Source organism: Bacillus sp. OTU2372, from assembly GCF_038440275.1.
Lineage (GTDB): Bacteria > Bacillota > Bacilli > Bacillales > Cytobacillaceae > Neobacillus > Neobacillus bataviensis_B.
This window is the reverse complement of record NZ_JASATK010000038.1, coordinates 1-24,821: the sequence shown is the minus strand read 5'-3', so window position 1 is coordinate 24,821 and position 24,821 is coordinate 1. Positions and strand designations below refer to the sequence as shown.

Sequence of the window (24,821 nt, the reverse complement as noted above, 5' to 3'; positions counted from 1 at the left end):
GACTCCTAATGTATGAAATGTTATTAAAAAGTTGCTTCCATGAAATTGTTCTAAAATTAGCGCTTTAATTTCCTGTACCTTGTCCTATTGCAACTTCAAATGTTTAACTATTATATTTTTAAATACCGCTGTTCCTCCTTCCGAAAAGAGGGTGATACTCCGATCGGCAGGATCAGGAAAGATTAAATTTGAATGAACAACCTTTCCGTCATCCACAAAGACTTCAATACTGGTTTTATCAACAAGAATCCTTAAGTGAACTTTCTTTTTACTGACATCGAAGGGAGCCTTGCTTTCCACGTACTGCTTGCTTTTATCAGGCTGCCTTGTAAACGCTCGATTGACATAGGAGTATTCCTGTTCAACAAAAATACCGACGTCTACGTGACTGTCTTTATCGGCTGATTCTCGAAGCCTAATCCCTACATTTTTGAGCTCTGACCAGGAGATCTCTGTTTCCAGCTGATATGTATCACCTGTAATTTTGAGAGTTTCAGAGCCATTTACATTCAATTTTTTTATATAATCTTTTGAATATATTAGATCATTGTTCGCTTCGATGGGCTTTGAGGTTAAATAATATTCGTTACTGCCCGCATGCTTTAGTTCAATTTCACGAACAATTGAATCCATGCCGTTAAAATCCTCTTCCGTTGTGGGAGTGTTATTGGCATAATCCCAGTTATTCATCCATGCGAGAGCATATCGCCGTTTAAATTTGTCGTTTGCTTTTCCATCGTCAAACGTTACCCCGCCATACCAATCAAAGCCATAATCTAACCACTGGGGTTCACTGTGATCTGCAACAAATTCCTTTCCATTATAGGTACCAGTCCAATATGCGTAGGTATTCGGTTTACCTGATGATTTTCCATTTGCACTTGTACCCAGTACCCACTTATACATCCCGTCATTTGCCCGTATCTGAAAAAGATCAGGACATTCTACAACACCTATATTTTTCGTTAAGAAACCTCCAGTATAGTCCCATTTCTTCAGATTTTTGGATTCATAAAAACCAATCTTCGTTCCTTCCGCCAAAGCCATCACCCATTTTTCCGCTTGACGATCCCAGATAATTTTTGGGTCTCGAAAATCTTTTGCACCCGGATTAGGTAGAACAGGCTGATTACTATAAGATGTAAAAGTTTTTCCTTTATTTGTACTATACCATAGGTATTGTTCCTGCTTACCTCCATCAGCAGAGGGCTGTGTCATAATTGCAACTATGGCTCCTTTTCCAAAGCCTGCTGTATTTTTTGTGTCAATAACGACTGATCCAGACCATACGTCCCCGTTTTTGTTTGTAAATTTTGGAATGGCCACCTCTTCATCTTTCCAATGTACTAAATCCTTTGATGTCGCATGTCGCCATTCTGTTCCATTTCCATTCGGATAATCCCGATTATAAAGATAATAGTAATGATACTTTCCATCAAAATAAATAGGCCTTTGAGGATCGTTTTTCCATTTGTCCGGTACTGTAAAATGGTACGCTGCTCGATATGTTGGCTGATAATGCGTCACTTCTTTTTTTCTCCTATTATCTGTATGATCGATAATTATTCCGATGAATACTAATAGGCTTAAACAAAGAGTGAAAAATACTAAATATTTGTATACTTTCTTCTCCGTTATTTTTATTAACAAATAAATTCCTCATTTTTATATTTTTGTTTATCTCGTTGCGATTTGAAAACAAATTCTTTTAATTTTAAAAAAATCATGCTTTTTTGACAGTTTGTTCATATCGATAAAGATGTTTAAACCAGTACATAAAGTTACTGTATTTATTAATGATGTTTAAAAACTAAATTATGTTATTCCATATTCAAAGTAAATCAGTAATCATTTTTAAAACGGTTTTGAGTGATCTCATTTTCAATACCCTTCTTTACTACTTAAGCACTTTGCTTGTACACTTCCTCAACGGAATAGTCACGCCCCGTCCGAGCAACTTTGTTCCACCCTTCTTTATTGACAAAATAAGCTGCACTTCCAACCATGATATAAAACAAATTGATAAAACGGAAGATGAATAAATCTAAGAAAATCGTACTGATAATGGCGAATAAATTCCGTTTTGAATATCCGAACCCATACTGATTCGAAATAATTAAGCTAATAACAATATATAACATATTCACTACAAGTGATCCGATTACATAAAACTGAATCACTTTCCAAGAGATTTCAGAGATAGAAACTATTAAGCTAATAAGAAAAAATCCTGTGAAATACGAAGCGACGACACCGACTAAAAAAGAATCGACTAAGAAGAAAAAGGAAATGCGATTGGTAACCATACTCTTGATGAATGTCATGAAATACAAAACGAAGCAATCCATGAACGCTTTTTGCCAGCGTATTCGTTGATTGTATAAATCTTTCCATGACTCAGGAACTTCGGTAAAACAAATTGCTTCAGGTACAAATAAAACGCGCGTTCCTTTATGTTTCATGGCATATTGCTGCACCTTTAATGTGACATCAATATCTTCTCCAATTGTTTGTCGATATCCGCCAACCTCTAATAATACATTTCGTTTGAAGGCTCCGAAGGCTCCTGAAATAATCGACAAGGCATTGGATTTGGCTAATGACGCTTTTAAAATGTAAAATCCTCGCAAGTATTCTAAAATCTGAAAGCGCACAATTTGTTTCATCTTGCGAAGTGATGGCACAAAACCATTTCGAGTTTGTTCAAGTCCTTGTAATATGTGGACATTCCCCCCAGCAGCAATCACAGAGGAATCATCAAAAACTTGATTTAAAATAGATAAGGCTTTTGCATCCAAAACGCTATCTGCATCTAATGTAATTACAATGTCTTTTGTAGCATATGTTATTCCTGCATTTAAGCTATCGGCTTTTCCACCATTTTCTTTATCAATCACTAACACATCCTTATATTGACTAGAAAGATAAATTTGTCGAACGGGCATGAAGTCTAAAGCGTGAGCAGGCTTTTTTAATTCTTGTGGAATTAATTCGAGCTCACTGATTAATGATTTCATGGTCTCATCAGTAGAACCATCGTTGATGAAAATCAGTTCATAGTTATGATAATGAAATTGCTTCATTCCTTGAATGGTGGTAGACAAAATGGAGGCTTCATTGTAACAAGGAATTAAAATACTCATTCCAACTTCTTTGTCAGGTGTTACTTTCAAATAACTAGGTGTTTTCTTTGAAGCTTTTAAAGCATTGAAAGTATGAAACAACGGAAATAGTATACATAACACAAATAAAATGAACGAAACTATATACAAATTTTATTCCCCTTTTTTAACTTTTGGTTTATCTTGTTGCGATCGGATAACGAATTCATTGTATTTAAAAAATCATATTGATTCGTGACAAAATAAAAAAAGCAATTAAAATTGCTTTAAGAATACGAATATGCGTTCCTTCACTCATAAATTAGCTGGTAAATATATAAAGAAAATGTCGATAGAATATCGACATTTTCTTTCGCCTGAATTTGCTTTATATAGTATCCGGTACAAAAATTATTTGTTTTTATCGCCAACTGTTAATTGACCTTGCTCAAGGATGCTGTTTGGTACAACAGATGTTTTTGTTCCTTGAATATTAAGCAAAAAGCTTGGCGCAAAGGTAGAATGATGGTCTGGATAGAAGCCTCTATTCGTCATATAACTTGTGATTACCACATTATTACCTTCAGATTGCGGTACAGCAAAATGAGAGTAAGTAAATGTGAGATCAGCAGGATCAAGATTCATGTTCAATACAAGTCCATTTTCATTTAACGGTTTGAATGGACCATTTAAGGAATCGGCTGCGAACCCTAGCATATAAACATCTTTGTCGTTAATTCCATCAATCGTCATTTTGGATCCTCTTGAATCCGTGAATAGATACCATTTATTATTCATTTTAAATATATTGGCGCGTTCGATTTCATCTGTTACTGTATTTGATGCAATTAATGGTTTCATAACACTTTTCACTGTATAGTCATCGTTCAACTCAACAATGCCTAATGCACCATTCGCTAAAGAAGCAATTTGTTTTTTAGGACTTTGTATCAGTTTATTTTTTTCATTCTGGAAGAAGACGTCACTTCCGCCATAGTAAGCTTTATTATTGAAAGACTGATCGCCTTGATACCCATCTGTTGTTCCAGTATTGGCTTCAAAGACAAGATATTTATGGCCCTTATCTTCAACATAGTGTGGGTCTCTTAAAGTATGGTTATCACCTGAAATCCACTTGCCTTCATCGATAAATTGCTGAATATTTTGATAAACTGTACCGTCTCCGCCATCAAAGACAGATTTGTGATCAGATACTCCATCGACTTTAAGTGTAGCTGCATCCGGCTGGGATAAGTTGACTTGAGCAGTTGAAATAATTTGGTTACCAGCACCTGTTCCACCATCTTCAGTATTACCTGAGTAATCTGTATAGAATAAACGGACTTGGCCATCTTTGGTTAAAGTAGCAGAACCTGACCACTCCTGTGTTTGATATTTAAGATACGGGTCATTTGGAACAAATTTATCACTATCTTTAAATACTCTTCCAGCATTTTTCCAGCTGTCGATCGATGTATCACCGACTTTTTGATAGAATAAATAAATTGAAGTATCATTACTGTTTTTTGGGTCACCTGCTAAAGCGAAAACGATATGATATCCATGATAATTTGCCGCAGTACCATCAGCGTTTTGCAGTGGCCAGCTATCCCATACATCTAAATCTATTAAGTTCCCTGACTTATCATACCCTTTTGCCGAATCAATGTTTTTGATTGCTGATGCATTGAATTGAGGCACTTTAAATTGAGGGCTGTTTTGTTGTCCTGGAATTTTTAGCATGTCAGCGCGTGTAATATGGGCAAAACCATAGTCTTTTTTGTAATCCCCACTGGTCATTTGCTGCGCAAAAATTTGCGGTCCGCCCGCTCCTACTAATATAGCTGTACTGAATGTTACGGCAGCTGCTTTTTTCGTCAATCTTTTGAAGTTCATCTTCTTCCTCCTTGGATATGTATGAATTTGATAAGAAAGCTAGTGAAGTTTCTTATTAATTAAAAGTATAGAGGAGGACGAGTTTATTGGGGATGGCATGAATTGATTAGAATTTCGTCTTAAATTGATATAGGGGCTGGCACCTCTTGCAGGTGTAATAAAATAAAAACAAAAAAGCCCCCAAACGGAGGCAGAAAAGTTTATTTCAAAGTGGACTTGGCCTTATCCCAGGATTTTTGAAATTCTTCTAGTAATTGCTGACGAGAAAGCTGTTTTCTTACGTACAGCTGCATCGCCAGTCCAAACTCTTCTCTTACACCAACCGGGAAGTCCGGCCAATTGGAATCCAGTGTTTTCCCTGCTTGGTAGTAGGCGAGTGTATCATGAGCCAGCGGTCCTAAATGGTCCATTTTTATGTTTTTAAACGCAGGAATAAATTTGAACTCATTGGTCATAAACCTTTTCCCCTGCTCAGAGGAAACCATCCAGTTTAAGAATTTCTTTGCTTCCTTCTTCTTCTCTGGTGTGGTTTGTTTGTTGACAACCCAATAGTTCGGTACACTGACCACTAAGGCGTCATTCTTCCTTTCATCGTTAATGGAGAGTGGCAGAAATCCGATATTCATATTTGGGGAGATCTGGTCAAGCATGGGCTGCACCCAGTTGCCTTGCTGAATCATCGCTGCTTTTCCTGTGGCAAATAAATTAACTTCCATATTGTAATCCGTTGAGAGCGGATTTGCATTTCCATATTTTAATGTAACATCCAGCAGATGGATGGTATCTTTAAATGTTTGATTGTTAGTTATCTTTTCTGTTCCGTTATTAAGGGCTTTTATAAAAGCAGTTGGTTCTTCCTGCTGGGCAAAGGCAATATTCAACAAATGAACACCCAGTTTCCACTCCTCGTAATAACCGGTTGCGAAAGGAGTTATACCTGCTTTTTGCAATTGTTTGGCTGTTGCTTGTAATTGAGTCAACGTTTTAGGAACAGATTCAATACCTGCCTTTTTAAATAAATCCTTATTATAAATGAAACCATACCCCTCTAGGTTTAGCGGCATTCCGTAAATTTTATGATCCAATATCATTGGCTGTAAAGCCACTGGATAGGCATTTTTAATCCATGGCTGATCTGAAAGATCCTCCAAGTAGTTCTTCCACAGGATTGCATTTTGATACCCGGTATTTGTGAAAATATCAGGACCATTGCCTGCAGAAATCTGTGCCTTCAGATCACTTAAGTCATCTGCAGCACCGCCAACCGTGTGAATCTTTATTTCTACATTTGGATTTTCCTTTTCATAAACGACTGCCAATTGTTCAAATTGCTTGGAAATTTCCACTTTTGGATTCCGAATATCCAGCGTAAGCTTATGTGTGGGGGTTTCAGCTTCTATTGGCTTCGGCTCTTTCAAACTAGTCGTTCCACAGGCTGAGAGAGACAGACTCAAGATGACTAGACAAACCATGTGTAATCGTAAAGTCCTTTTCATTCCTACCCTCCATTTATGTGATGTCAATTAGAATAAGTGGCAACGTATCAGAAGCCCTCCGTTTGATGTTTTTTTACATGGTTTCGGTATTCAAAAGGGGTTAAACCCATGACTTTTTTGAATAGTTTGGAGAAGTATTTCTCATCCTGGTATCCAAGCATGAGAGAAATAGAAAGTATACTTTCATCTGATTCTCTTAACCTAGATTTTGCTTGATCAATCCTTAGTTTCATCATGTATTTAGACAGGGTCATGCCCGTTTCTTGTTTAAACTTTCTGGATATATGTTCACGGCTTAAGAAAAATCGGCTAGAGAGTTTTTCCAGCGTCAGCTCTTCCATGTAATACGTGTCTACATAATGAACAATGTTCCGCATTCGGCAGGCATTATCTAAATCGTTCAAACGGTGAATCGCTCTGAAGTTTTGATCTTCTAACTCTTTTTGTAAAACATTATAGGAAATAGGAAGACCCTCCATTGACTTCAATGATGCACCATTAACAAGGCGAACAGGAATATCAAACTGTTGGCTGATCCATTCTTCGACAGATAGCCAGACTCCTTTAACGGTAATCACCAGACAAAGACTATGGTCGTTCTGAAGTTCAAATGCATTTCCCCATTCCTGATGTTCCAGCTCTTCAGCTAACAGTTGAATATACGGGGCAGAATGATGCATTTGGTAAAAAGAAATGAGGGTAAGATCAAATTCGTCAGCCGTTGGCAGAGAGGAAGCAATCTCGGCAGGGTCAAAAAACTCCCCTAGGCAAGCCTCTGTGACCATTTGATTGATACGGAGCCTTTTCACATCGTCATACACGCCATCTTCTTTATATTTACGTTCTAACTCTTCATTTGTCCATGATTTTACCGCTTCTGCCAATGTGTAATTGAAAGGTTCCGCCTCGATCGGTTTTAGCAGATAATCGAAACTGTTATGCTTAATGGCTTTTCGCATAAAGGAATAATCGTCAAATCCTGTTATGAAGATGACCTTGCCGGGATATGAAATGCTGTCGAGCCACTCAATCATTTCAATCCCGCTCATGCCAGGCATTTTTACATCGGTAAAAATGATCTCTGGTTTTTCCTTCTGTATGATTCTTTTTGCTTCTTCTCCGTTTCTTGCTTCCAATAGGTCTGTAATACCATTTTTCTCCCACTGGCCCAACTGGCGTATGACGTAACGGACGTTGTATTCATCATCTACAATGAGAGCTTTCATACCAATATTCATCCTCCCTGCTGCTAATTTATAGATTAAATTATTTCGAGTTCATTACTGGTAAACTTTGATTCTACTGGAATCGTTAATCGAACGATAAAACCTTGTCCTTGGTTGGTATCTATTTCTAAACCAGCCTTTATCCCATAATTTAAGACTAAACGGTCGTGAATATTTTTTAGACCAATATGCTCCATTGAATAGGAACCTTCACTTGGTTTGGTATAAATATTATTTCGCAGGGTTTGCAATTCTTCAGGTGTCATACTGGATCGATTATTTTCTACTACAAGGTAGAGTATTTCTCCTTGTATTTCTCCATAGATGCCCAATTGAGCATCGTAGAAACCTTCTTCATAACAGTGTTTAAAGAAGTTTTCCACTAGCGGCTGAAGTGTCATACTTGGAATCGTACTTTCAAGAATCGTTTCGTTCAGATGGATCGTATAGTTCAGTTCGTTCCCAAAACGCTCGACTTGTAGAGACAAGTAGGTTTTTATATAATCCACTTCCTCCCGGACTAAGACCCATTGATTGGCCCGTATAGAGTATCGCATCATTTTGGATAAGGAGGTGACCAATCCGTAGACCTTTGGAGAATTGGTTCTTAGTGCAATCGCACCTATGGTTTGTAAGGCGTTGAATAAGAAATGCGGATTGACCTGTGACTTTAATGCCCTTAATTGATTGTTTCTATTTTCAATTTCCAGCTTATACTCGCGGGCAATATGAAGATTGATCCGATTCATCATTTCCTTTATATGTTTTTCCAAGTGCCCAATTTCATCTTGTCCCTTGTCATGAAAAGGAACATCCATATTCCCGGCTTCAATGCTCTGCACTTTTCTGCTGAGAAGCTTAATAGGTCTAGTAATCATATAAGAAATAATCCCGATCATGATTAGGCCCAATAATCCTACCCCTATCCCTACAAGGATGTTGGTATAGGCGGTCTGCCTAACATCGTGAAATAAGACTTGTTCAGGTGTGATCTTAACTAACTTCCATTGTCGCAAAGGACCTGACAACGTTTTGGACAGGATAATCTCTTTGCCCTTTTTCACACCCGAATTATTTATAGACTTTAACAAGTTGGATGGAACCGGTTTTCCAATAAGGTCTCGGTTACTGGCGTACATGACTCGGTTCTCCGTATCTACAAGTAATACGGATTCCTCATCATTCTGTACAAGACTGTTACATAGGTGGGCATAAGCATTCAAATCAATGTCAAGCGTAATGACTCCCAGAAATTTGTTTGAAAGTACGTCCATTACTTTATGGTGAATCGTTAACACTATCGTGTTATCTGATTGAGGAACAATAGCCGCGTCATTATAATTCTCAATCGAATGAGGAGGCTCGATCAAATACTTTGAATGGGAGTGATAAAGCTTTTTAATTGAATCCTCCTTCACTAGATCCGGCTGAGATTTACGGGTACTGACCATGGCATTATAAACAGTAAATGATTCTTTACTTTTATCAATATAAAAACGAATCTGCCGGATTTCGCCCCGCATGAGATAAAACGTTTCGATGCTGTTTTTTACTGCTATAGGGTTGAAATAAATGGAATCTTGAAACCCGTCTTCAAAGATCCGGAACAAATCAGGGTTACGGTATGTTACATATGGGAGGCCGACTAAATCAGCAAAGTATTGCTCCAGCTCGTTTGATGCTTTCTCCATTTGATTATGGCTGACTTCGAGCTCATGCTGTTCCACTAGCTTCTTGGTATAACCATAAATAAAGAAAACCGTCAAAAAATACGGGAGGATGATAAAAATAAGAAGCATTAGAAATAAGCGGCTTTGAATGCTTTTCATGTTGTGATGCCCCTTTGGTTTATGAAAACCTTTTTAATAATATCCTATTACTCTTGTATTTAAATCTAATTCTATTTAATTATGGCGTCAACACGATATAATTGGGCGAAAAAGAAGACAGAGAGTGTCCCTTTTCCTATTAGGACGCGATTTGGCAACGATTTCACAGGAAATGAAAACGTTACCAGAAATGAGCAAAATGAAACTTAGGAACTAGTGGATGGGTAATAGTTTCAAAAGATAGGTAGATAAGATTAATTTTTGTAATACAAGATTAACAAAAATAGACGTATGCCAATTCACACGTCTTATGCCATATTTCCAGTTTGAATAAGTAAATATTACTATATAAGCATAATAGTGAGCTTCCTACTATTATGATACTTTTCGAATCCCACATAATACCCATCACGCTCGAAGCCCTCTTCCTCCAAATCCGGCACAACACTACTCTCCATAACTCTCAAAGATAAACAAAGGCAAGAGAATGAACAGGATTCCCTGTTCCATACTCTTGCCAAAAAACTGTCAAACTTACTTAACAGCGGTAGGACGTACCTTCGCTTTGTCGGATTCACCAGCTACCTGGTTAGCAGTCACCCTATCTTGAGCCATTTCCTCGACCGTTTTTACACGAAGCCTGGCTGCACCTTGATTTTGTTTCGTCGGAATCAGATTTCCTGATGCCAATCTCTCCTTTGCTATTTCAATCGCCTCTTTATATTGTGGCAGCCATTTCTCTTGTGCCACAAGCATCTCATCCGTTAGTTGCCAAATTTCCTTCGGGTTACAAACTGCACCTACTAATGGATCCATCATCATCGCTTGACGCAACAGCAAATCTTCCCCGCTCACGGCAGCCTCCACCGCAAGTCGTTGTACGGAAATACTCACATTACATACAGCTGCACAACCGATTGGCAAGTTACCCACTCTTGGAATGCTAATCCCATTTCCATCTACATATCCAGGAGCTTCAATAACTGCATCATCAGGAAGATTTGAGATGACTCCATTATTAACGACATTGAAATGGCCACGATACACTCTACCCGTTTCTAATCCTTCAACAATAAAAGAACCGTGTTCTTCACTTCGATTTTCTTGTTTATATTCTAGGGCAGGATCTTTCATCCAATTCGGAAAGTCCGTCTCGAACCAGTTTCTGCTCTCGGTACAAATTCTTAAATAACCTCCCGTTTCACCGTTAATCCAGCTTCCCAGGTCAATCCATTCGTTAATTTCTTCTGGACGTTTCCGGTACCATGGTAAATATTCACTTAAATGACCATTGGATTCAGTGCTGTAATAGCCGAAACGCCTGAGCATATCGATGCGGACTTTTTCGGTTTGACTATATTCCGGATGTTTTTCAAAACCTTCCAATAACTTTCCGGTCATATCCTCGCCATTATTTCTCACTTGAACATACCAGGTTTGGTGGTTGATACCGGCACAAACAATATCGACCTCCTCCTTCGTTAACCCAAGGACATCAGCAATTTGTTTGTGTCCATGCTGGACACCATGGCAAAGACCAATCGTTCGAACCCCACCATATTTATTACAAGCCCACGTCATCATCGCCATCGGATTTGCATAGTTCAACAGCAAGCAATCCGGCTCCGCCACTTCCCGGATATCTTTACAAATATTCAACATTTCAGCAATGCCCCGCTGACCATACATGATACCGCCAGCACAAAGCGTATCTCCCACACATTGGTCAATCCCATACTTTAACGGAATATCAACATCTATTTGAAACGCCTCAAGACCGCCAATTCTTACCACGGAAAAAATATACTTTGCATCTCGCAGGGCCTCACGCCGATTTAAGGTGGATTGAATTTGGATATCAAGACCATTCTCATTAATATCACGCTGGCAAAGCTCCGTCACCATTTGCAAATTTTGCGGATTAATATCGGTGAAAGCCACTTCTATCTGATTAAATTCAGGGACAGCAAGTAAATCCCGTAATAATCCTCTTGTAAAACCAATACTTCCTGCTCCAATAAAGGCTACTTTAAATGACACGTGGCAACTCTCCTTCAATACTAGATTTATAGAAATTTTAACAGGCTGATACGTGTAAATGTTATCAAAATAGTAACTTACTTGTTTTGCAAATTTATAAAATCCTCACTCCTCCTACACTCTCTCCCAGGAGGCAAATTCCTTACGGCGCATCGCCGCTTTTCGATATTCTACAGGCGTCTGCAGGGTGTATTTCTTAAAAAGGGAACTGAAATATTGCCTGCTATTAATCCCAATATAATCGGAAATTTCAATGAGTGGGATTTCCGTTTGGGCCAATAGCATTTTGGCTTTTTCCATTCTGACGGAGGTAAGATATTCCATCACCGTTAAGCCAGTATGATTTTTAAAAATTCTATGTAGATAGCCTTGATGAAGATTCACATCTGCGGCAATATCTTTCATCTGGATCTCACAATCATAATTTTCGTGAAGATAAGCAATCACCTTTTTGATATAAATATTTGATTGCTGCTGCGGTTCATTGGCCTTTGCTTCAACGGCTAGCCTCCCAATTCGAATTAGAAGCTGGGAGAGTAGATGAACCATTAGTAAATTCTCCTTGCCCCTTTCATCCATTTCCAGTACAAGGTTTTTTAAGACAAAATAAACCTCATTAGGATCCTTTAAGAGAATATAAGGGGTATTCATCTTCAATAGATGGGCAAAGGCCTGGTCTTCCTCTGCAAAATCTTTGATTGATGGAAAAAATCCTTTTCGTTCCTGAAAGCGAAATTCAATATTCAGCATCCGGCATGGGCTGCCATTCTCTACTAACAGGCGATGGGGAACTTCGGCATCAATAATAATGAAATCCCCTTTTTTTATGAATAGGGACTCTCCCTCGGTTTCGACACAGCAATGGCCCTCAATGACATACATAATTTCCACCTGATTATGGGCATGAAATGGCATGGAATAGTTATCCCACTGTTTAAAATAGTAGGCCACAACTTCCGGAAGATACTCCCCTCTTGTCAACGCACTCTCGTATAGACTGCTTGTTTTCATTTCGGCCTCCTCTTTCGAACACCCTTTTATACAATTATTTGCCAGCGCCCATTGTAATTCCTTTTACAAAATGCTTTTGCATAAAAATAAACAATAATAAAATCGGCAGGGAAGACAAGATAATTCCAGCAAAGCCAGTATTAAAGTCGGTGCTGAAGGCAGAAAATAGTTGCGATTGCATAACGGTTAAGGTCTTCATGTTGTTTTCCGATAAAAACAGAAGCGGCATCAGGTAATCATTCCAGATTTGTAAGGATAAAATGATCGTTAAGGCGGCCGCTACTGGTTTTAACATCGGCATAACAATTAACCAAAAGGTTCGAAGCACGGAACATCCATCGATAGCCGCCGCTTCCTCTACCTCTTTTGGAATCGTCTTCATAAATCCGGTTGTCACAAAGACAGCAAATGGAAGATTCGTAGCTACATAGAGAAAAATAACACCGACAAAATTATTAATAAAGCCTAGATTGCTCCCTAATGTAAACATTGGAACAAATATGACCTGGTACGGAATTAAAATCCCCGCAATAAAAAAGACATAGGTGGAATTAAAGAACTTCGTTGCTCCCCTGGCAATGGCATAAGCAGCCATGCTGCTTAAGAGGATAATCAGGACAACAGAAAAAACCGTTAGAAGGGCTGTATTTCCAAGGCTTTGCCAAAAGTTTAATACTTCTAATGCCTTTGAGAAATTGGTCCATTCGATATGGTTTGGTAATGAAAGTGGAAAAGATTTAGACGTTTCTTGTTGAGATTTTAAGGCATATAGAAAAACGATTAACGAGGGAATTAAGTAAGCAATTGCAACAATGGTAATCAATACTTGTAAAAGAATGGAACCTAAACGGTATTTACGTACCATTATAATTCCACCTCTCTTTTTCTTAATACTTTCAATTGAATAAAAGCAAAGATCAATAAGACAATCAAGAAAATTACCGACATTGCGGAGGCATAGCTCGCTCTTTGCGATGTAAAGGCACTGTTAAAAATATACATAATGAGTGATTGCGAAGCGTCTCCAGGTCCGCCATTAGTGGATGCGACAATTAACTCAAATACTTTCAAACTGCCTGTTGCAATACCAATCGTACAAATGGTGATGGACGGCCCTAACATAGGTATGGTAATATGATAGAATTTTTGCCACCAAGTTCCTCCATCCACTGTGGAAGCTTCGTACAATTCTTTTGGTATCGCTTGAAGGCCGGCTAAATAAATTAACATCCAATAGCCAATCCATTGCCAGTTATTCGCAATTAATAATCCACTCAACACTGTATCAGGACTTGAGAATAACGAAAATGATATATTGGTTCCTAGTAAATCATTTAGGCTTGGTAAAATATCACCATACATTTTAGTCCAAATTTGTCCTACTAGGATTGGACTTAACAAGACCGGGGAAAAGATGATGACCCGATAAAGGTTTTTGGCTTTAATACTGCTATCCAAGATCACCGCAAGGAACAGGGCAGAGACATTTTGAATAAACGTATTAAATATCATAAACAAGAATGTGAATTTAAAAGCCTTCAAAAAAATTTCATCTTTAAAAATCTCTATATAGTTGGAAATTCCCACCCAATTCTTAGTGAGACTGATGCCGTCCCAATCCGTAAAAGAATTGTAGATTCCCATGAATAACGGGATAATCATCCCAATAATAAAAACGATTAATGGCGGCATTAATAATAAGAAATAGCCCTTATTTTTAATAAGTGTTTTTTTGGCTGCCCGATCTGTATGAATCTGTTTGTTCGAGATTATTTGTGGCTGTGGATCTCCTTGACTGATATTCACGAGAACACCTCCGAAGACTTATTTTAATGAATGGAAAAGGGACTCTATTCCCTTTTCCACCTTACAATCCACTAGTTGGTTTGGAACTTAACCTTTGATTTAAAATCATCGGTTGCTTTCAGTGCTTCCTCCAATGTCTTTTTACCTAATAGCCATTCAGCAATATAAGTGGTATATTGTTGTTGGTACGGCCATGGAATTTGCACGTTACCGATATTAGCATCGATAACACCAGCATTTTTAGAGGTATTAATATCATTTACGTAATTACTTTGTACATCTGGGACAACATCCGTAAGCAAACTCTGGGTTTGAACTTGATTAATGTACTCTTTTGCAAGATTTTTATCGGATGCGAGGATTTCCAAAACATTTTTCACTTCTTTTGGATGTTCCGTTGCTTTGCTCGCAGACCAGGTATAATCAGTTTGCATAATCAGTTTAGTATTCTCTGCATCAACGGCAGGTGTTGGGAAGAAACCGAGCTTAAAGTCAGGATTATTCTTGAAGATTTGTGCAGGAGCCCATGTTCCGATAATCCACATGGCTGTTTTTCCGTTGGCAAACATATCAGCAGCTCCGGTAAAATCTACTCCAAATGGATCTTTTTCAGTGTTTTCATAGAGATCCTTAAAGTGTTGGAAGGTTGTCTTATACTCTGGTGAATTAGCGAAAGAGACTTTTCCTTTTTGTAAATCGGATCCCCACTCTGGATACTTAGAAAATACTTCTAAAGTAGCAAACTGGTTCGCCGAATTACCCATTTGATAGTCTTTAAAGTGAGAGGTAAAAGGAGTGATTCCTTTATCTTTTAGGGTTTTGGCAACATTCATTAATTCTGTCCATGTTTTTGGAATTTCGATATGATTGTCTTCAAAGATTTGTTTGTTGTAAAAAACCCCTTGGAAGTTGGCCGTGTATGGTACAGCATAATCTTTACCATTCACTTTTAAGGCTTTACGGACATCATCCGGAAACTCCTTCATAAACGGTTCATTTGTTAAATCCATTAAAAACTGAGCATACTTGGGATGATCTCCTCCTTTAATGAGGATAATATCTGGAAGCTGCTTTCCGGCAATTCTTGTTTGCATAACGGAGTTGAAATCCTTGTCCCAATTGATGTTTTCAAATTGAAGAGTGACGTTTGGAAGCTCATTTTTAACTGCCTCTACCATCGCTTTTTGAGCTTCTTTCTTATTGGTTGTATTCCAATCAAGGACCTTTAATGTAATCTTTCCGTCTGCACTTGAACTAGACTTCGTGCTGCAAGCGGCTAGCGATAAAAACAATGCAAAAACGACTAAAATACTAACTACTTTCATGACACCCTGCTTCATTCGATCCTCTCCCCTTTAGTGGCATCCTCTTTCCGACCATAAATTAATTGAGATCTAGAAACATTTGTTTTTTCAAGACAAATAGAATTGTAATCGTTTTCAAAATTAATAGTTCTGAACCCGTTTATGTAGATTCAAATTTCACCACCTAACCATTGTTAGAATATTTATAATGTTAAATCTACTTGTTATTATACGTGTGAATAAAAGGTAGCTTCAATACAGAATCCTAACTTCCTTTATCCATCTATTTATAAAATCCTAACTTTTTAAAAGAAGTAATATATGATGAATTTGATCAAAAGAAAAAACAGCACAAAAAAATGAGCTGTTTCCATCAAAGCGGATCATGGTGGTTACTAATCTATTTAAATTAGACATAATTAACAATAATAAGTAGCGATCAATTCTTGAACTAACCTACACCTTAAGGAATCAATTGAACTCGATTTTTTATTTCACTTCTTCCCAATAATAATGGATAGCTTCTTTCCTAACTACTTCTGGACAATCAACTTCATCATCCCAATGGTCATAATTGTTTTCTCCATTTACATGTTGGATATCAACACTGTAAAATTTATCTTTGTATTTGAAGATAATGACTACCATCTCCGAATATCCAGCATCATCGTTCCCAAGTTCCTGAACAAATTCAAGTCCGTAACTTTGATGACTTTTACGTTCAGCAACAGAATCTAGTATTATATTTTTAGGAAACTTCATCCTTCTCGCTCCTCCATATTAAAAGCGTATTTTGTTATTTTACCTATCTATAAAATCACATTTTTAGAGTCATTTCAAGTCAAAAAAATGGCTATATTTCCATTCAACGTTTTACATACCAAATTAGTCGATTATTGAAAAAGCCTCCCAATGAATTATAGGGAGGCTGATTAGTTATTTGAACCGCAAATGACGTTTTTTTGTTTTAGTTAAATCAATCGAAAGAGCGAGTTTTATTAGGATATTTTGCTATGATCAGGAGTTATTATGGATGTATGGAATACTAATCAATCACCCTTGCTACCTCATGTCCACATTTCTTACATTTTCCACGCAATACGATTCCTGAAGGCGAATCTTCAACAATATATTTTTCAATTGTCACTACATCCCCACAAGAACTACACCAAACGTTTTGTTCGAGCATTCTTCGTGTTTCTTCTGGTATTGAATGCCATTTTTTATTGGCAGCAAATGAGATTACATCTTTATCGTTTTTCATTTTAACAACTCCTTCTAATTACATCATAAACTTCAGTTTCTTATTTATATTGAATCATTTTCCATGCTATATGTAAAAAGAAAAACGCTAAACTCGAATAAAAAGAGTTTAGCGTTTTTTGTTTCGACCTATGTAATAGCCCACACAATTTCACTAGTTATGGCTGCTGCGTTCCCGCCCTGACCTGTTCCTAGTGTCCTTGTTGGACTATGACTCCGCAGGTAGGACTCGAACCTACGACCGATCGGTTAACAGCCGATAGCTCTACCACTGAGCTACTGCGGAATAATGGTGAGTTATGTTGCTATCGCAAAAAAACTCTGGTGCCGGCTAGAGGACTTGAACCCCCAACCTACTGATTACAAGTCAGTTGCTCTACCAATTGAGCTAAACCGGCATATAAATGAGATAATATTAAGTTGTACACGCTGGATAGTTAACGTCATCCTGACCTCAGAAAGCTTAAGCAAGAAGCTGCTCGGTCAGTATGTTGTAGACCAATCAGGAAGCTTATTCGTTCGTGCTCTACCAATTGAGCTAAACCGGCATATCTATCATCACGTCATGCTTATATTATACTCATGAGATGAATCTTATTCAAGTATTTTTTAAAAAATTTTTAAGTGGAAATGACGGGAGTTGAACCCGTGTGCAAAGATATTGCCACTTATATCTCTACGAGTGTAGTCAGTATAATTATTTTCACTTACTTCTTTAGCCTACTGACAGGCATGGAAGCAGCTAGTCTGGTTATTCTCTTCCTTCATCCTCAGACGGTGGAATTCGGCGTAGTCCGCTATATGTGAGTCCCTTACCCTACCACATGGACGATGGAGGGAGGAACCGCTATCGTCTGTTATTAGGCAGCGAAAGCGAAGTTGTTGTTTTGTTTGCCAGTTATTAGGCTTTATCGTTTTAACGAGGCCGAATCCCTCGACTCGCAATATAAGCTCAAACTATCCCTGTCGATACCAAGACATTCCCATTGTATTATGGCAGAGAAGAAGGGATTTGAACCCTCGCGCCGGTTACCCGACCTACACCCTTAGCAGGGGCGCCTCTTCAGCCTCTTGAGTACTTCTCTGTAATAAAAAACTCTTTCGTGAAGTTCCGTTAAGAACTTACAAGAGAAATATATCATGTCTTCCAAATGGATGAAAGCTGTAAATTTTGGTAGGTCTAAAGACCTATTAAATCTTTAATGCTATTGAATGGTTACATCTGTTTAATCCCGGTTACTCATAATATTTTGCATTAACGCTTAATTGTTCATTCAAAATTTGTTTCAATGTAACGAAATCGAACAACTACCCATATAGAATATTACTAAAGGTATTATTAATAGAGAATAAAAATGGTTTATTTATCAATAAGGCCATCTTACTGTCTCTTAGCACAATTATTTTGAATTGAGACTTTCCAATGCATTTTTTCCTCTCGGTCTAAAAAAATTTATTTATGACGTTTTAACCTTTTTTGATCACCTCTTGGGCATAAATAGTTTCTATATATAACCTTTTAAGGAATGGTTTACTGCCTTTTGGGAACAAATAACTTTTATTGTGACCTAATAAGCTGTTTTTTCTGCCTCTCGGGTTCAATAATAACTAATATAAATAGAAGGGATATAAAAGATGATTATATGTGAGTACAAACAAAAATTTATCATGATTTCACAACATGACCATGCAAAAATATCAGGTGAAATCGCACAAAATTGGAACGATGACTTTTTTTATGGGATAGACAGAAAAGAAGAGGTGGTTCTTGCAGCTTATGAACATGATCGTGGATGGATTGATTTAGATGCCGCCCCATTATGGAACGACCAACAGCAAATACCTTACTCTTTTGTAGACTTCCCGATAGAAGAAAAGACCACTCACTACAAAACAGGAATAGATGAAGTAGAAAAAATGAATAAGTATGCCGGTCTTCTATGTAGTATACACTTCGCCTCTTTTTTCGACAAAGAACCCAATCCAATTGGACAGCAATTTTTTAAACAAGAAATCAATAGGAAGCACTATCTTTTAAAAGAGTTGGCTATAGATGAAAAGGATAAAAATTTAAAGGATCATCTTAATATTTTACGTTTTTGTGATAACCTTTCCCTTTATATTTGCTTAAATAAACCAGGGGTAAAAAAATTGGATGAGCATCCCTTCTTTCGTAACGGATTCCCGCAATTATTCCCTTTCGCAAACAATCAACCTATTCATGCACAATGGACCAATCAAGTAACTGTTTCGCTTTCTTTATCCCCTCTTAAGAAAGAGTTCAAGGTTCAATTAGTATTAAAAGAAGTAAAAAAAGAAGATATAAAGGTAAAAGGATTAGTAAAGGCATATACCGATACTCCCTCTTCAATAAGAACAGTAACGTTTATTTAAAATATAACTTAATGCTTTTTAAATTTAGGTTGAAACTTTCCAAGATTTTTAGTTGAGAAACACTTTGATACTTTAACAACTACAAACTGAACCATATACAGATTCATAGCATTAACCATCATAAATAAAAAGAATTGAAGCCTATTGATCCTTTTCAAGTGGGCAATTTTTAATTTTTTATATAACCAAACACCAGGGAAAGCATAAAGAAAGTCTACGATTGCATTCACCAATAAAAATAAAGGGAATTTTCCAAACGTAAATTTTAAAATCCACATCGAACCCATTAGATAGGGTCCCCAATGGTTAGGGTACATCCCATCGAAGGTAGGGGTCTTATAAAACCACCACCACTTTTTCTTCCTTGCGTAAGAAAATTGAATTTCTACAAGTTTTGTTAGAATAACGGAGGCTATTAAGTATTTTTTAATGGCATTTCTTCCTATAAATAATGCCGTCATCCAGGATAAAAACATATTTGTTAGTAGAAATATTTTTCTAAAATCCAAAAATCTCACACATCCTTTCTCCATATTTGTTTGCACCTGTTTAGATTTTTATGTGTGGTGAATGTGTTTTTACCAATTTAATCGATCTCAAATGATATTTTCCTTTTTAGGACGCAATTTGTCATCGATTATATTAGTTATATTTATACCAAAACATATTTTTTCACTGCCATTCTTTTTGCAATTGTAATATTCGGATTCCAGTTGTTTATAATCCAATTTCCCTTCTTGATATTCTTTTACTAGAATTAATTTAAATTCTTCACTAATATTTAGCCATAAAAAAACACCCCAAAAGTTAGATTTTCACTCTAACTTTTGGGATGCACTTCAAACACACTGCTTTTTCATCTATTATGAGGCTTTTTGAATATTAATTGTTTTTCCTTCTTTACGCCACTTCTTAAATTCAGCAGTCGCTGTAAAAAGGACGTCTGTAGAAGAGTTAAGTGCCGTTTCAAACGAATCTTGTAATACACCGATGATAAAGCCCACTCCTACCACTTGCATCGCAACATCAGATGGAATTCCAAATAAGCTGCAGGCTAGAGGAATCAATAAGAGTGATCCACCAGCAACCCCAGATGCGCCACAAGCACAAACAGCGGATAATACACTGAGGATGAATGCTGTAGGGATGTCCACATGGATGCCCAATGTATGCACGGCTGCAAGTGTTAAAACAGAAATGGTTACTGCTGCCCCAGCCATATTAATCGTAGCACCTAACGGAATCGATACAGAATAGGAATCTTTATCTAAACGTAGGTCTTCACACAATCTCATATTTACAGGAATGTTTGCAGCTGAACTCCGTGTAAAGAATGCCGTAATTGCACTTTCTTTTAAACACTTAAAAACAAGTGGGTATGGGTTCTGACGGATATTTACGAACACAATGATTGGATTGATAACAAAAGCAACAAAGAGCATGCATCCAATTAATACTGCTAGTAATTTCCCATAGCTTAGCAGAGAGTCGATTCCATTCGTAGTAATCGAATCGATTACTAGCCCCATAATACCAAATGGCGCGAACTTGATCACCCAAGTAACCATTTTGGATACAGCATCTGAGAAGTTAGATATCAACGTCTTAGTTGTGTCAGAAGCATTTTTTAATGCCATTCCAAGAATGATGGCCCATGCTAAAATACCGATATAGTTGGCATTATAGATTGCTTTAACAGGGTTATCGACTACGTTCAACAATAAGGACTTGAGAACTTCTACCACACCGCCGGGCGCCGTTACGTCCTCTGCACTTTTTGAAAGGGATATACTGACAGGAAAAATAAAGCTAACAATAACAGCCATTAATCCGGCTAAAAAGGTTCCTAAAAGGTATAGGATGATAATAGATTTCATATTCGTTTGGCGCCCTTTTTTGTGTTGCGCAATGGCCGACATAACCAAGAACAAGACCAATACAGGTGCGATAGCTTTTAACGCACCTACAAATAATGAACCCAAGATGACCACGGGTTTGGCTGTTTCTGGAATTGTTGCTGCTAGAATAATTCCGATAACCAAACCTATAATGATCTGCTTGACCAGACTGATTTGATTCCATTTTTTGAGTAGATTTTTCATAGTTAGTCCCCCTAGACAAGTAATAGATGAAATTTCATCAGTCCAACAACGCCAATTTAATTAAATAGATCGGCCTATTCCACTAGCATTTGCTTACTAGAGGAAATTTAAATCTGAACAATAAGTTAAAAAAAGATAATAATGTTCGGATTCTGTTGTTTTTATAAAATTATTAACAAATATCATTATAAGGAATTTTTATGTACATTACAATAATATCGTTACTTTCTTTTAGATAACAATTATATCCTTTAAAAATACAAATAGTAAAATACGAACGTTCGGGAATTCTGAATTTGATTTAATAATCCATTCGAACTGTAGTGAGAGTTAAAATATATTAACGAAAGTGGGTGCTTTTTTAACAAAAAAAATTGAATTGATTGGTTATTAACAAGACCCGAAACGATATTAATAAATTTTAGGATATATTAACAAAAATACAAAACAACACAACCAGATAAACGTGGAATAAAAACGAAAAAGCGCAAAACTCACTGTGAGTTCTGCGCTTCTTTCTTTTTGTCCTATGTAATAACCCACACAATTTTACTAGTTATGGCTGCTGCGTTCCCGCCCTGACCTGTTCCTAGTGTCCTTGCTGAGTTATGACTCCGCAGGTAGGACTCGAACCTACGACCGATCGGTTAACAGCCGATAGCTCTACCACTGAGCTACTGCGGAAAAATGGTAAGTTATGAGTGGAAATGACGGGAGTTGAACCCGTGTGCAAAGATATTGCCACTTATACATCTACGAGTGTAGTCAGTATAATTAATTTCACTTACTTCTTTAGCCTACTGACAGGCATGGAAGCAGCTAGTCTGGTTATTCTCTTCCGTCATCCTCAGACGGTGGATTTCGGCGTAGTCCACTTAAAGTGAGTCCCTTACCCTACCACATGGACGATGGAGGGAGGAACCGCTATCGTCTGTTATTAGGCAGCGAAAGCGAAGTTGTTGTTTTGTTTGCCAGTTATTAGGCTTTATCGTTTTAACGAGGCCGAATCCCTCGACTCGCAATATAAGCTCAAACTATCCCTGTCGATACCAAGACATTCCCATAATATAATGGCAGAGAAGAAGGGATTTGAACCCTCGCGCCGGTTACCCGACCTACACCCTTAGCAGGGGCGCCTCTTCAGCCTCTTGAGTACTTCTCTGTAGTAAAACCATCGTGTAAGTTCGGTTAAGAACCTTACAAGAGAAATATACCATCTCTACAATTTCGAAGAAAGCTGTAAATTTTGGTAGTCCAAAAGACCCAAATGAAATAGCATCCCCCTTAGAAAAGAAAAAGCTGCTTTGATGAATGTTAATCTATCGTAAATTTATTTTTTAAAACTTGAAATATTACGCATCTAATACTATACTTCCTTAGACAGAAAATAGATTTTTTTGTCAAAAAAATAGATAAATGCAAGTAAATAACAAATAATTAAGGGAAGAAGGAAAAACATGAACGAACATATCATAGCGTTTATTTTGGGAATTGTAGAAGGGTTAACTGAATTTTTGCCTATTTCCTCTACAGGTCACATGATTTTAGTAGGCAGCTTATTGGGCTTTGAAGGACAAAAGGCAAATACCTTTGAAGTAATCATCCAGCTTGGTTCGATGCTAGCCATCTTAGTATTATATTGGAAAAGATACCTGTCACTTTTAAATTTCAGCACAATTGGAAAATCAGAAAAGAAATTAGACGTCATTCACATTATATTGGGGGTTATACCTGCTGCATTAGTAGGATTAATTCTACATGACTTCATAAAAAGTCAACTTTTTTCACCCAAGGTAGTAGTAGTCAGCCTTATAGCTGGTGCCGTATTAATGATATTTGCAGAAAAAAAACATCGAAATTTTACATCTAACACAGTGGATGAATTAAGTTATAAACAAGCTTTCACCATTGGATTATTTCAATGTTTAGCTGTAATCCCAGGTTTTTCACGTGCAGGATCAACTATGTCAGGTGGGTTACTAGCTGGTGCAAATCATAAAACGGCAGCTGAGTTTTCCTTTTTGATTGCTCTTCCTATAATGGTGGGAGCCACAGGCTTGGATTTCATTAAAAGTATAGATTTTTTACATACTAGCGACATTCCAATGTTCTCAATCGGATTTATCACTGCTTTCATTGTAGCAATGTTAGTTGCAATCGTGTTCCTTAAATTGATAGAAAAAATCGGTTTAACTGTTTTTGCGTACTACCGAATTGTGTTGGCCGCTCTATTCATCATATTTGTGATACTTTAAGGTGTGAATGTATAAAGTTCAATTGGATTAAGAAAGCTTGAAGCCAAACCAATGGTTTCAGGCTTTTTTATATTATTGTAACTAAAATCGAGACCTTTTGCATGTTAATAGGTCTTTTTATAATATATATTGGTTAAAATGACTCATACATAATACTGTGTAGAAGGGTGCTTTTATGGTTGGTCTTATCATCGCATCAGTTATTTTTAATCTAATAGCCCTAAAAATTAAAAAGAGGATTTCTCTAAACCTTATGCACCATATTTGGGTATTTACAATTGCATTTCAAACCGTCTTTGATGTTTTTGTTGATTTTAAATACCATGGGTATTGGTATTTCACAAAAAATATTGATTGGCAGGCAGCTCTTGCACTTTTTCTAGTGCCACCAGTAAATATTGTTTTTTTAAATTACTTTCCTTATAAAAAGACGTTTATGAAAAAAATCCTATATATCACTGGATGGGAGATTGTTTTATTACTTTATGAGGTGATCGCGTTACTTCCGGCACCATGGGGGTATTTTCATTACGGCTGGTGGTCGTTATGGCATTCGTTAGTCATAAACCCAATTCTTCTCATGATATTGTTAGGATATTATAAATGGATTGTCAAATTAGAAAAAAGGTCCACAGTGAGTAGCGACTTTAAATATTAATATAACCGTTTTGGTCTACACCTCATTAATTAAATTATAGGACTACTCTGCGGACCCGATACGTGAGGAATTTAAAAACTTAACGTTAGATGCCTTTAGAATAATTTCGTAAAAACTTCTCCATTGAGGACAACAGAACAGTTAAATCCTCATCAAAATTTTGCCTACCTACCACATTGGTCTTATTGTGTTTATTTTTACTCTCATCGTTTAATCTTTGAGGTGATTCATGTTGTAGTGATTCAGTTTGTAGTGATTTAGGTTCTTGTGACTTATGATCTTCGGTTTTAGCCTTTTCAATTTTTGGTCCATAACTCACATTTTTAATGTGGAAAATGGTAATGCGCACGACTTCATTATTAGTGATGATATATACAAAATCGTCTTTTACCTCAATGAGTATCCCCTCAACCATGTCAGGACCTCCACGATTGATTCTT

General features: G+C 37.1%; 18 protein-coding genes, 5 tRNA genes, 4 other RNA genes and 1 pseudogene. 3 read left to right on the top strand and 25 right to left on the bottom strand.

Features of this window, described 5'->3' with window-relative positions; genetic code table 11:
• Positions 1 to 84: 84 nt before the first annotated feature.
• The 18 genes from AAHB15_RS28485 to AAHB15_RS28400 form a co-directional block, all read right to left on the bottom strand.
• Positions 85 to 1,638, bottom strand: a complete 1,554-nt coding sequence (locus AAHB15_RS28485; protein WP_335574680.1) for a glycoside hydrolase family 32 protein — start codon at positions 1,636 to 1,638, stop codon at positions 85 to 87.
• Positions 1,639 to 1,901: 263 nt separating this feature from the next.
• Entirely contained in the window at positions 1,902 to 3,272 is a 1,371-nt protein-coding gene (locus AAHB15_RS28480; RefSeq protein ID WP_335575193.1) for a glycosyltransferase family 2 protein, read from the bottom strand.
• Between the two features lie 240 nt (positions 3,273 to 3,512).
• Complete coding sequence (locus AAHB15_RS28475; protein ID WP_335575459.1) at positions 3,513 to 4,997, bottom strand: glycoside hydrolase family 68 protein; 1,485 nt, start codon at positions 4,995 to 4,997, stop codon at positions 3,513 to 3,515.
• A 200-nt stretch (positions 4,998 to 5,197) separates the two neighbouring features.
• Positions 5,198 to 6,493 carry an ABC transporter substrate-binding protein gene (locus AAHB15_RS28470; protein WP_335575458.1) on the bottom strand — a complete coding sequence of 432 codons (1,296 nt, stop codon included), beginning with the start codon at positions 6,491 to 6,493 and terminating at the stop codon, positions 5,198 to 5,200.
• Positions 6,494 to 6,540: 47 nt separating this feature from the next.
• Positions 6,541 to 7,731, bottom strand: coding sequence for a response regulator (locus tag AAHB15_RS28465; RefSeq protein ID WP_335575457.1), 1,191 nt, complete (start codon positions 7,729 to 7,731; stop codon positions 6,541 to 6,543).
• 23 nt (positions 7,732 to 7,754) lie between these two features.
• On the bottom strand, positions 7,755 to 9,548 hold the full coding sequence (locus AAHB15_RS28460; RefSeq protein WP_342043796.1) for a sensor histidine kinase: 1,794 nt from the start codon (positions 9,546 to 9,548) through the stop codon (positions 7,755 to 7,757).
• 534 nt (positions 9,549 to 10,082) lie between these two features.
• Positions 10,083 to 11,588, bottom strand: a complete 1,506-nt coding sequence (melA, locus tag AAHB15_RS28455; RefSeq protein WP_335575455.1) for an alpha-glucosidase/alpha-galactosidase — start codon at positions 11,586 to 11,588, stop codon at positions 10,083 to 10,085.
• A 114-nt stretch (positions 11,589 to 11,702) separates the two neighbouring features.
• Positions 11,703 to 12,599 carry an AraC family transcriptional regulator gene (locus AAHB15_RS28450; protein ID WP_342043795.1) on the bottom strand — a complete coding sequence of 299 codons (897 nt, stop codon included), beginning with the start codon at positions 12,597 to 12,599 and terminating at the stop codon, positions 11,703 to 11,705.
• A gap of 34 nt (positions 12,600 to 12,633) precedes the next feature.
• Entirely contained in the window at positions 12,634 to 13,464 is an 831-nt protein-coding gene (locus AAHB15_RS28445; RefSeq protein WP_335575453.1) for a carbohydrate ABC transporter permease, read from the bottom strand.
• Complete coding sequence (locus tag AAHB15_RS28440; RefSeq protein ID WP_335575452.1) at positions 13,464 to 14,405, bottom strand: carbohydrate ABC transporter permease; 942 nt, start codon at positions 14,403 to 14,405, stop codon at positions 13,464 to 13,466. Before AAHB15_RS28440 ends, AAHB15_RS28445 begins: the two co-directional genes overlap by 1 nt.
• A gap of 71 nt (positions 14,406 to 14,476) precedes the next feature.
• Complete coding sequence (locus AAHB15_RS28435; RefSeq protein ID WP_335575451.1) at positions 14,477 to 15,745, bottom strand: ABC transporter substrate-binding protein; 1,269 nt, start codon at positions 15,743 to 15,745, stop codon at positions 14,477 to 14,479.
• A gap of 453 nt (positions 15,746 to 16,198) precedes the next feature.
• Positions 16,199 to 16,471 carry a hypothetical protein gene (locus AAHB15_RS28430; RefSeq protein WP_335575890.1) on the bottom strand — a complete coding sequence of 91 codons (273 nt, stop codon included), beginning with the start codon at positions 16,469 to 16,471 and terminating at the stop codon, positions 16,199 to 16,201.
• Between the two features lie 283 nt (positions 16,472 to 16,754).
• On the bottom strand, positions 16,755 to 16,973 hold the full coding sequence (locus AAHB15_RS28425) for a hypothetical protein (protein ID WP_335575889.1): 219 nt from the start codon (positions 16,971 to 16,973) through the stop codon (positions 16,755 to 16,757).
• A 129-nt stretch (positions 16,974 to 17,102) separates the two neighbouring features.
• Positions 17,103 to 17,187: signal recognition particle sRNA small type (ffs, locus tag AAHB15_RS28420), an RNA gene on the bottom strand.
• Positions 17,187 to 17,258 (bottom strand) — tRNA-Asn (locus AAHB15_RS28415). Before AAHB15_RS28415 ends, ffs (AAHB15_RS28420) begins: the two co-directional genes overlap by 1 nt.
• A gap of 36 nt (positions 17,259 to 17,294) precedes the next feature.
• Positions 17,295 to 17,370, bottom strand: a tRNA-Thr gene (locus tag AAHB15_RS28410).
• Between the two features lie 224 nt (positions 17,371 to 17,594).
• Positions 17,595 to 17,957: a transfer-messenger RNA gene (gene ssrA, locus AAHB15_RS28405) on the bottom strand.
• Between the two features lie 9 nt (positions 17,958 to 17,966).
• Positions 17,967 to 18,057, bottom strand: a tRNA-Ser gene (locus tag AAHB15_RS28400).
• A gap of 550 nt (positions 18,058 to 18,607) precedes the next feature.
• Here AAHB15_RS28400 and AAHB15_RS28395 point away from each other — a divergent pair.
• Positions 18,608 to 19,366: a DUF3891 family protein gene (locus AAHB15_RS28395; RefSeq protein ID WP_335575827.1), complete on the top strand. Its 759-nt coding sequence runs from the start codon at positions 18,608 to 18,610 to the stop codon at positions 19,364 to 19,366.
• 8 nt (positions 19,367 to 19,374) lie between these two features.
• Here the strand turns inward: AAHB15_RS28395 and AAHB15_RS28390 are convergent, their stop codons facing one another.
• The 6 genes from AAHB15_RS28390 to AAHB15_RS28365 all read right to left on the bottom strand — a co-directional run bounded on the left by AAHB15_RS28390 (position 19,375) and on the right by AAHB15_RS28365 (position 22,630).
• Positions 19,375 to 19,884 carry a hypothetical protein gene (locus tag AAHB15_RS28390; protein ID WP_342043794.1) on the bottom strand — a complete coding sequence of 170 codons (510 nt, stop codon included), beginning with the start codon at positions 19,882 to 19,884 and terminating at the stop codon, positions 19,375 to 19,377.
• Between the two features lie 345 nt (positions 19,885 to 20,229).
• Positions 20,230 to 21,468 carry a serine/threonine transporter SstT gene (sstT, locus tag AAHB15_RS28385; protein ID WP_335575829.1) on the bottom strand — a complete coding sequence of 413 codons (1,239 nt, stop codon included), beginning with the start codon at positions 21,466 to 21,468 and terminating at the stop codon, positions 20,230 to 20,232.
• Positions 21,469 to 21,996: 528 nt separating this feature from the next.
• Positions 21,997 to 22,081, bottom strand: an RNA gene (gene ffs / locus AAHB15_RS28380) — signal recognition particle sRNA small type.
• A tRNA-Asn gene (locus AAHB15_RS28375) sits at positions 22,081 to 22,152 on the bottom strand. The genes ffs (AAHB15_RS28380) and AAHB15_RS28375 overlap by 1 nt, the downstream gene beginning before the upstream one ends.
• Positions 22,153 to 22,167: 15 nt before the next feature.
• Positions 22,168 to 22,530: a transfer-messenger RNA gene (gene ssrA / locus AAHB15_RS28370) on the bottom strand.
• 9 nt (positions 22,531 to 22,539) lie between these two features.
• A tRNA-Ser gene (locus tag AAHB15_RS28365) sits at positions 22,540 to 22,630 on the bottom strand.
• A 295-nt stretch (positions 22,631 to 22,925) separates the two neighbouring features.
• On the opposite strand from AAHB15_RS28365, the gene bacA reads away from it, so the two are divergent.
• Both bacA and AAHB15_RS28355 read left to right on the top strand, forming a co-directional pair.
• A complete protein-coding gene (gene bacA / locus AAHB15_RS28360; RefSeq protein ID WP_251568491.1) occupies positions 22,926 to 23,723 on the top strand; it encodes an undecaprenyl-diphosphate phosphatase in 798 nt (265 codons plus the stop codon).
• 175 nt (positions 23,724 to 23,898) lie between these two features.
• Positions 23,899 to 24,381 (top strand): hypothetical protein, encoded by a 483-nt coding sequence (locus AAHB15_RS28355; RefSeq protein ID WP_144566941.1) that lies wholly within the window; start codon positions 23,899 to 23,901, stop codon positions 24,379 to 24,381.
• Positions 24,382 to 24,466: 85 nt separating this feature from the next.
• Here the strand turns inward: AAHB15_RS28355 and AAHB15_RS28350 are convergent.
• Positions 24,467 to 24,821 (bottom strand): annotated as a pseudogene (locus AAHB15_RS28350) (hypothetical protein); the annotation flags it as partial.

What these genes read in the sequence shown, in the direction of transcription:
- AAHB15_RS28425 (WP_335575889.1), bottom strand. Translation starts at nt 16,973, where the DNA reads ATGAAAAACGATAAAGATGTAATCTCATTTGCTGCCAATAAAAAATGG.
- AAHB15_RS28475 (WP_335575459.1), bottom strand. Translation starts at nt 4,997, where the DNA reads ATGAACTTCAAAAGATTGACGAAAAAAGCAGCTGCCGTAACATTCAGT.
- sstT (WP_335575829.1), bottom strand. Translation starts at nt 21,468, where the DNA reads ATGAAAAATCTACTCAAAAAATGGAATCAAATCAGTCTGGTCAAGCAG.
- AAHB15_RS28445 (WP_335575453.1), bottom strand. Translation starts at nt 13,464, where the DNA reads ATGGTACGTAAATACCGTTTAGGTTCCATTCTTTTACAAGTATTGATT.
- AAHB15_RS28450 (WP_342043795.1), bottom strand. Translation starts at nt 12,599, where the DNA reads ATGAAAACAAGCAGTCTATACGAGAGTGCGTTGACAAGAGGGGAGTAT.
- AAHB15_RS28465 (WP_335575457.1), bottom strand. Translation starts at nt 7,731, where the DNA reads ATGAATATTGGTATGAAAGCTCTCATTGTAGATGATGAATACAACGTC.
- AAHB15_RS28470 (WP_335575458.1), bottom strand. Translation starts at nt 6,493, where the DNA reads ATGAAAAGGACTTTACGATTACACATGGTTTGTCTAGTCATCTTGAGT.
- AAHB15_RS28395 (WP_335575827.1), top strand. Translation starts at nt 18,608, where the DNA reads ATGATTATATGTGAGTACAAACAAAAATTTATCATGATTTCACAACAT.
- bacA (WP_251568491.1), top strand. Translation starts at nt 22,926, where the DNA reads ATGAACGAACATATCATAGCGTTTATTTTGGGAATTGTAGAAGGGTTA.
- AAHB15_RS28460 (WP_342043796.1), bottom strand. Translation starts at nt 9,548, where the DNA reads ATGAAAAGCATTCAAAGCCGCTTATTTCTAATGCTTCTTATTTTTATC.
- AAHB15_RS28355 (WP_144566941.1), top strand. Translation starts at nt 23,899, where the DNA reads ATGGTTGGTCTTATCATCGCATCAGTTATTTTTAATCTAATAGCCCTA.
- AAHB15_RS28435 (WP_335575451.1), bottom strand. Translation starts at nt 15,745, where the DNA reads ATGAAGCAGGGTGTCATGAAAGTAGTTAGTATTTTAGTCGTTTTTGCA.
- AAHB15_RS28430 (WP_335575890.1), bottom strand. Translation starts at nt 16,471, where the DNA reads ATGAAGTTTCCTAAAAATATAATACTAGATTCTGTTGCTGAACGTAAA.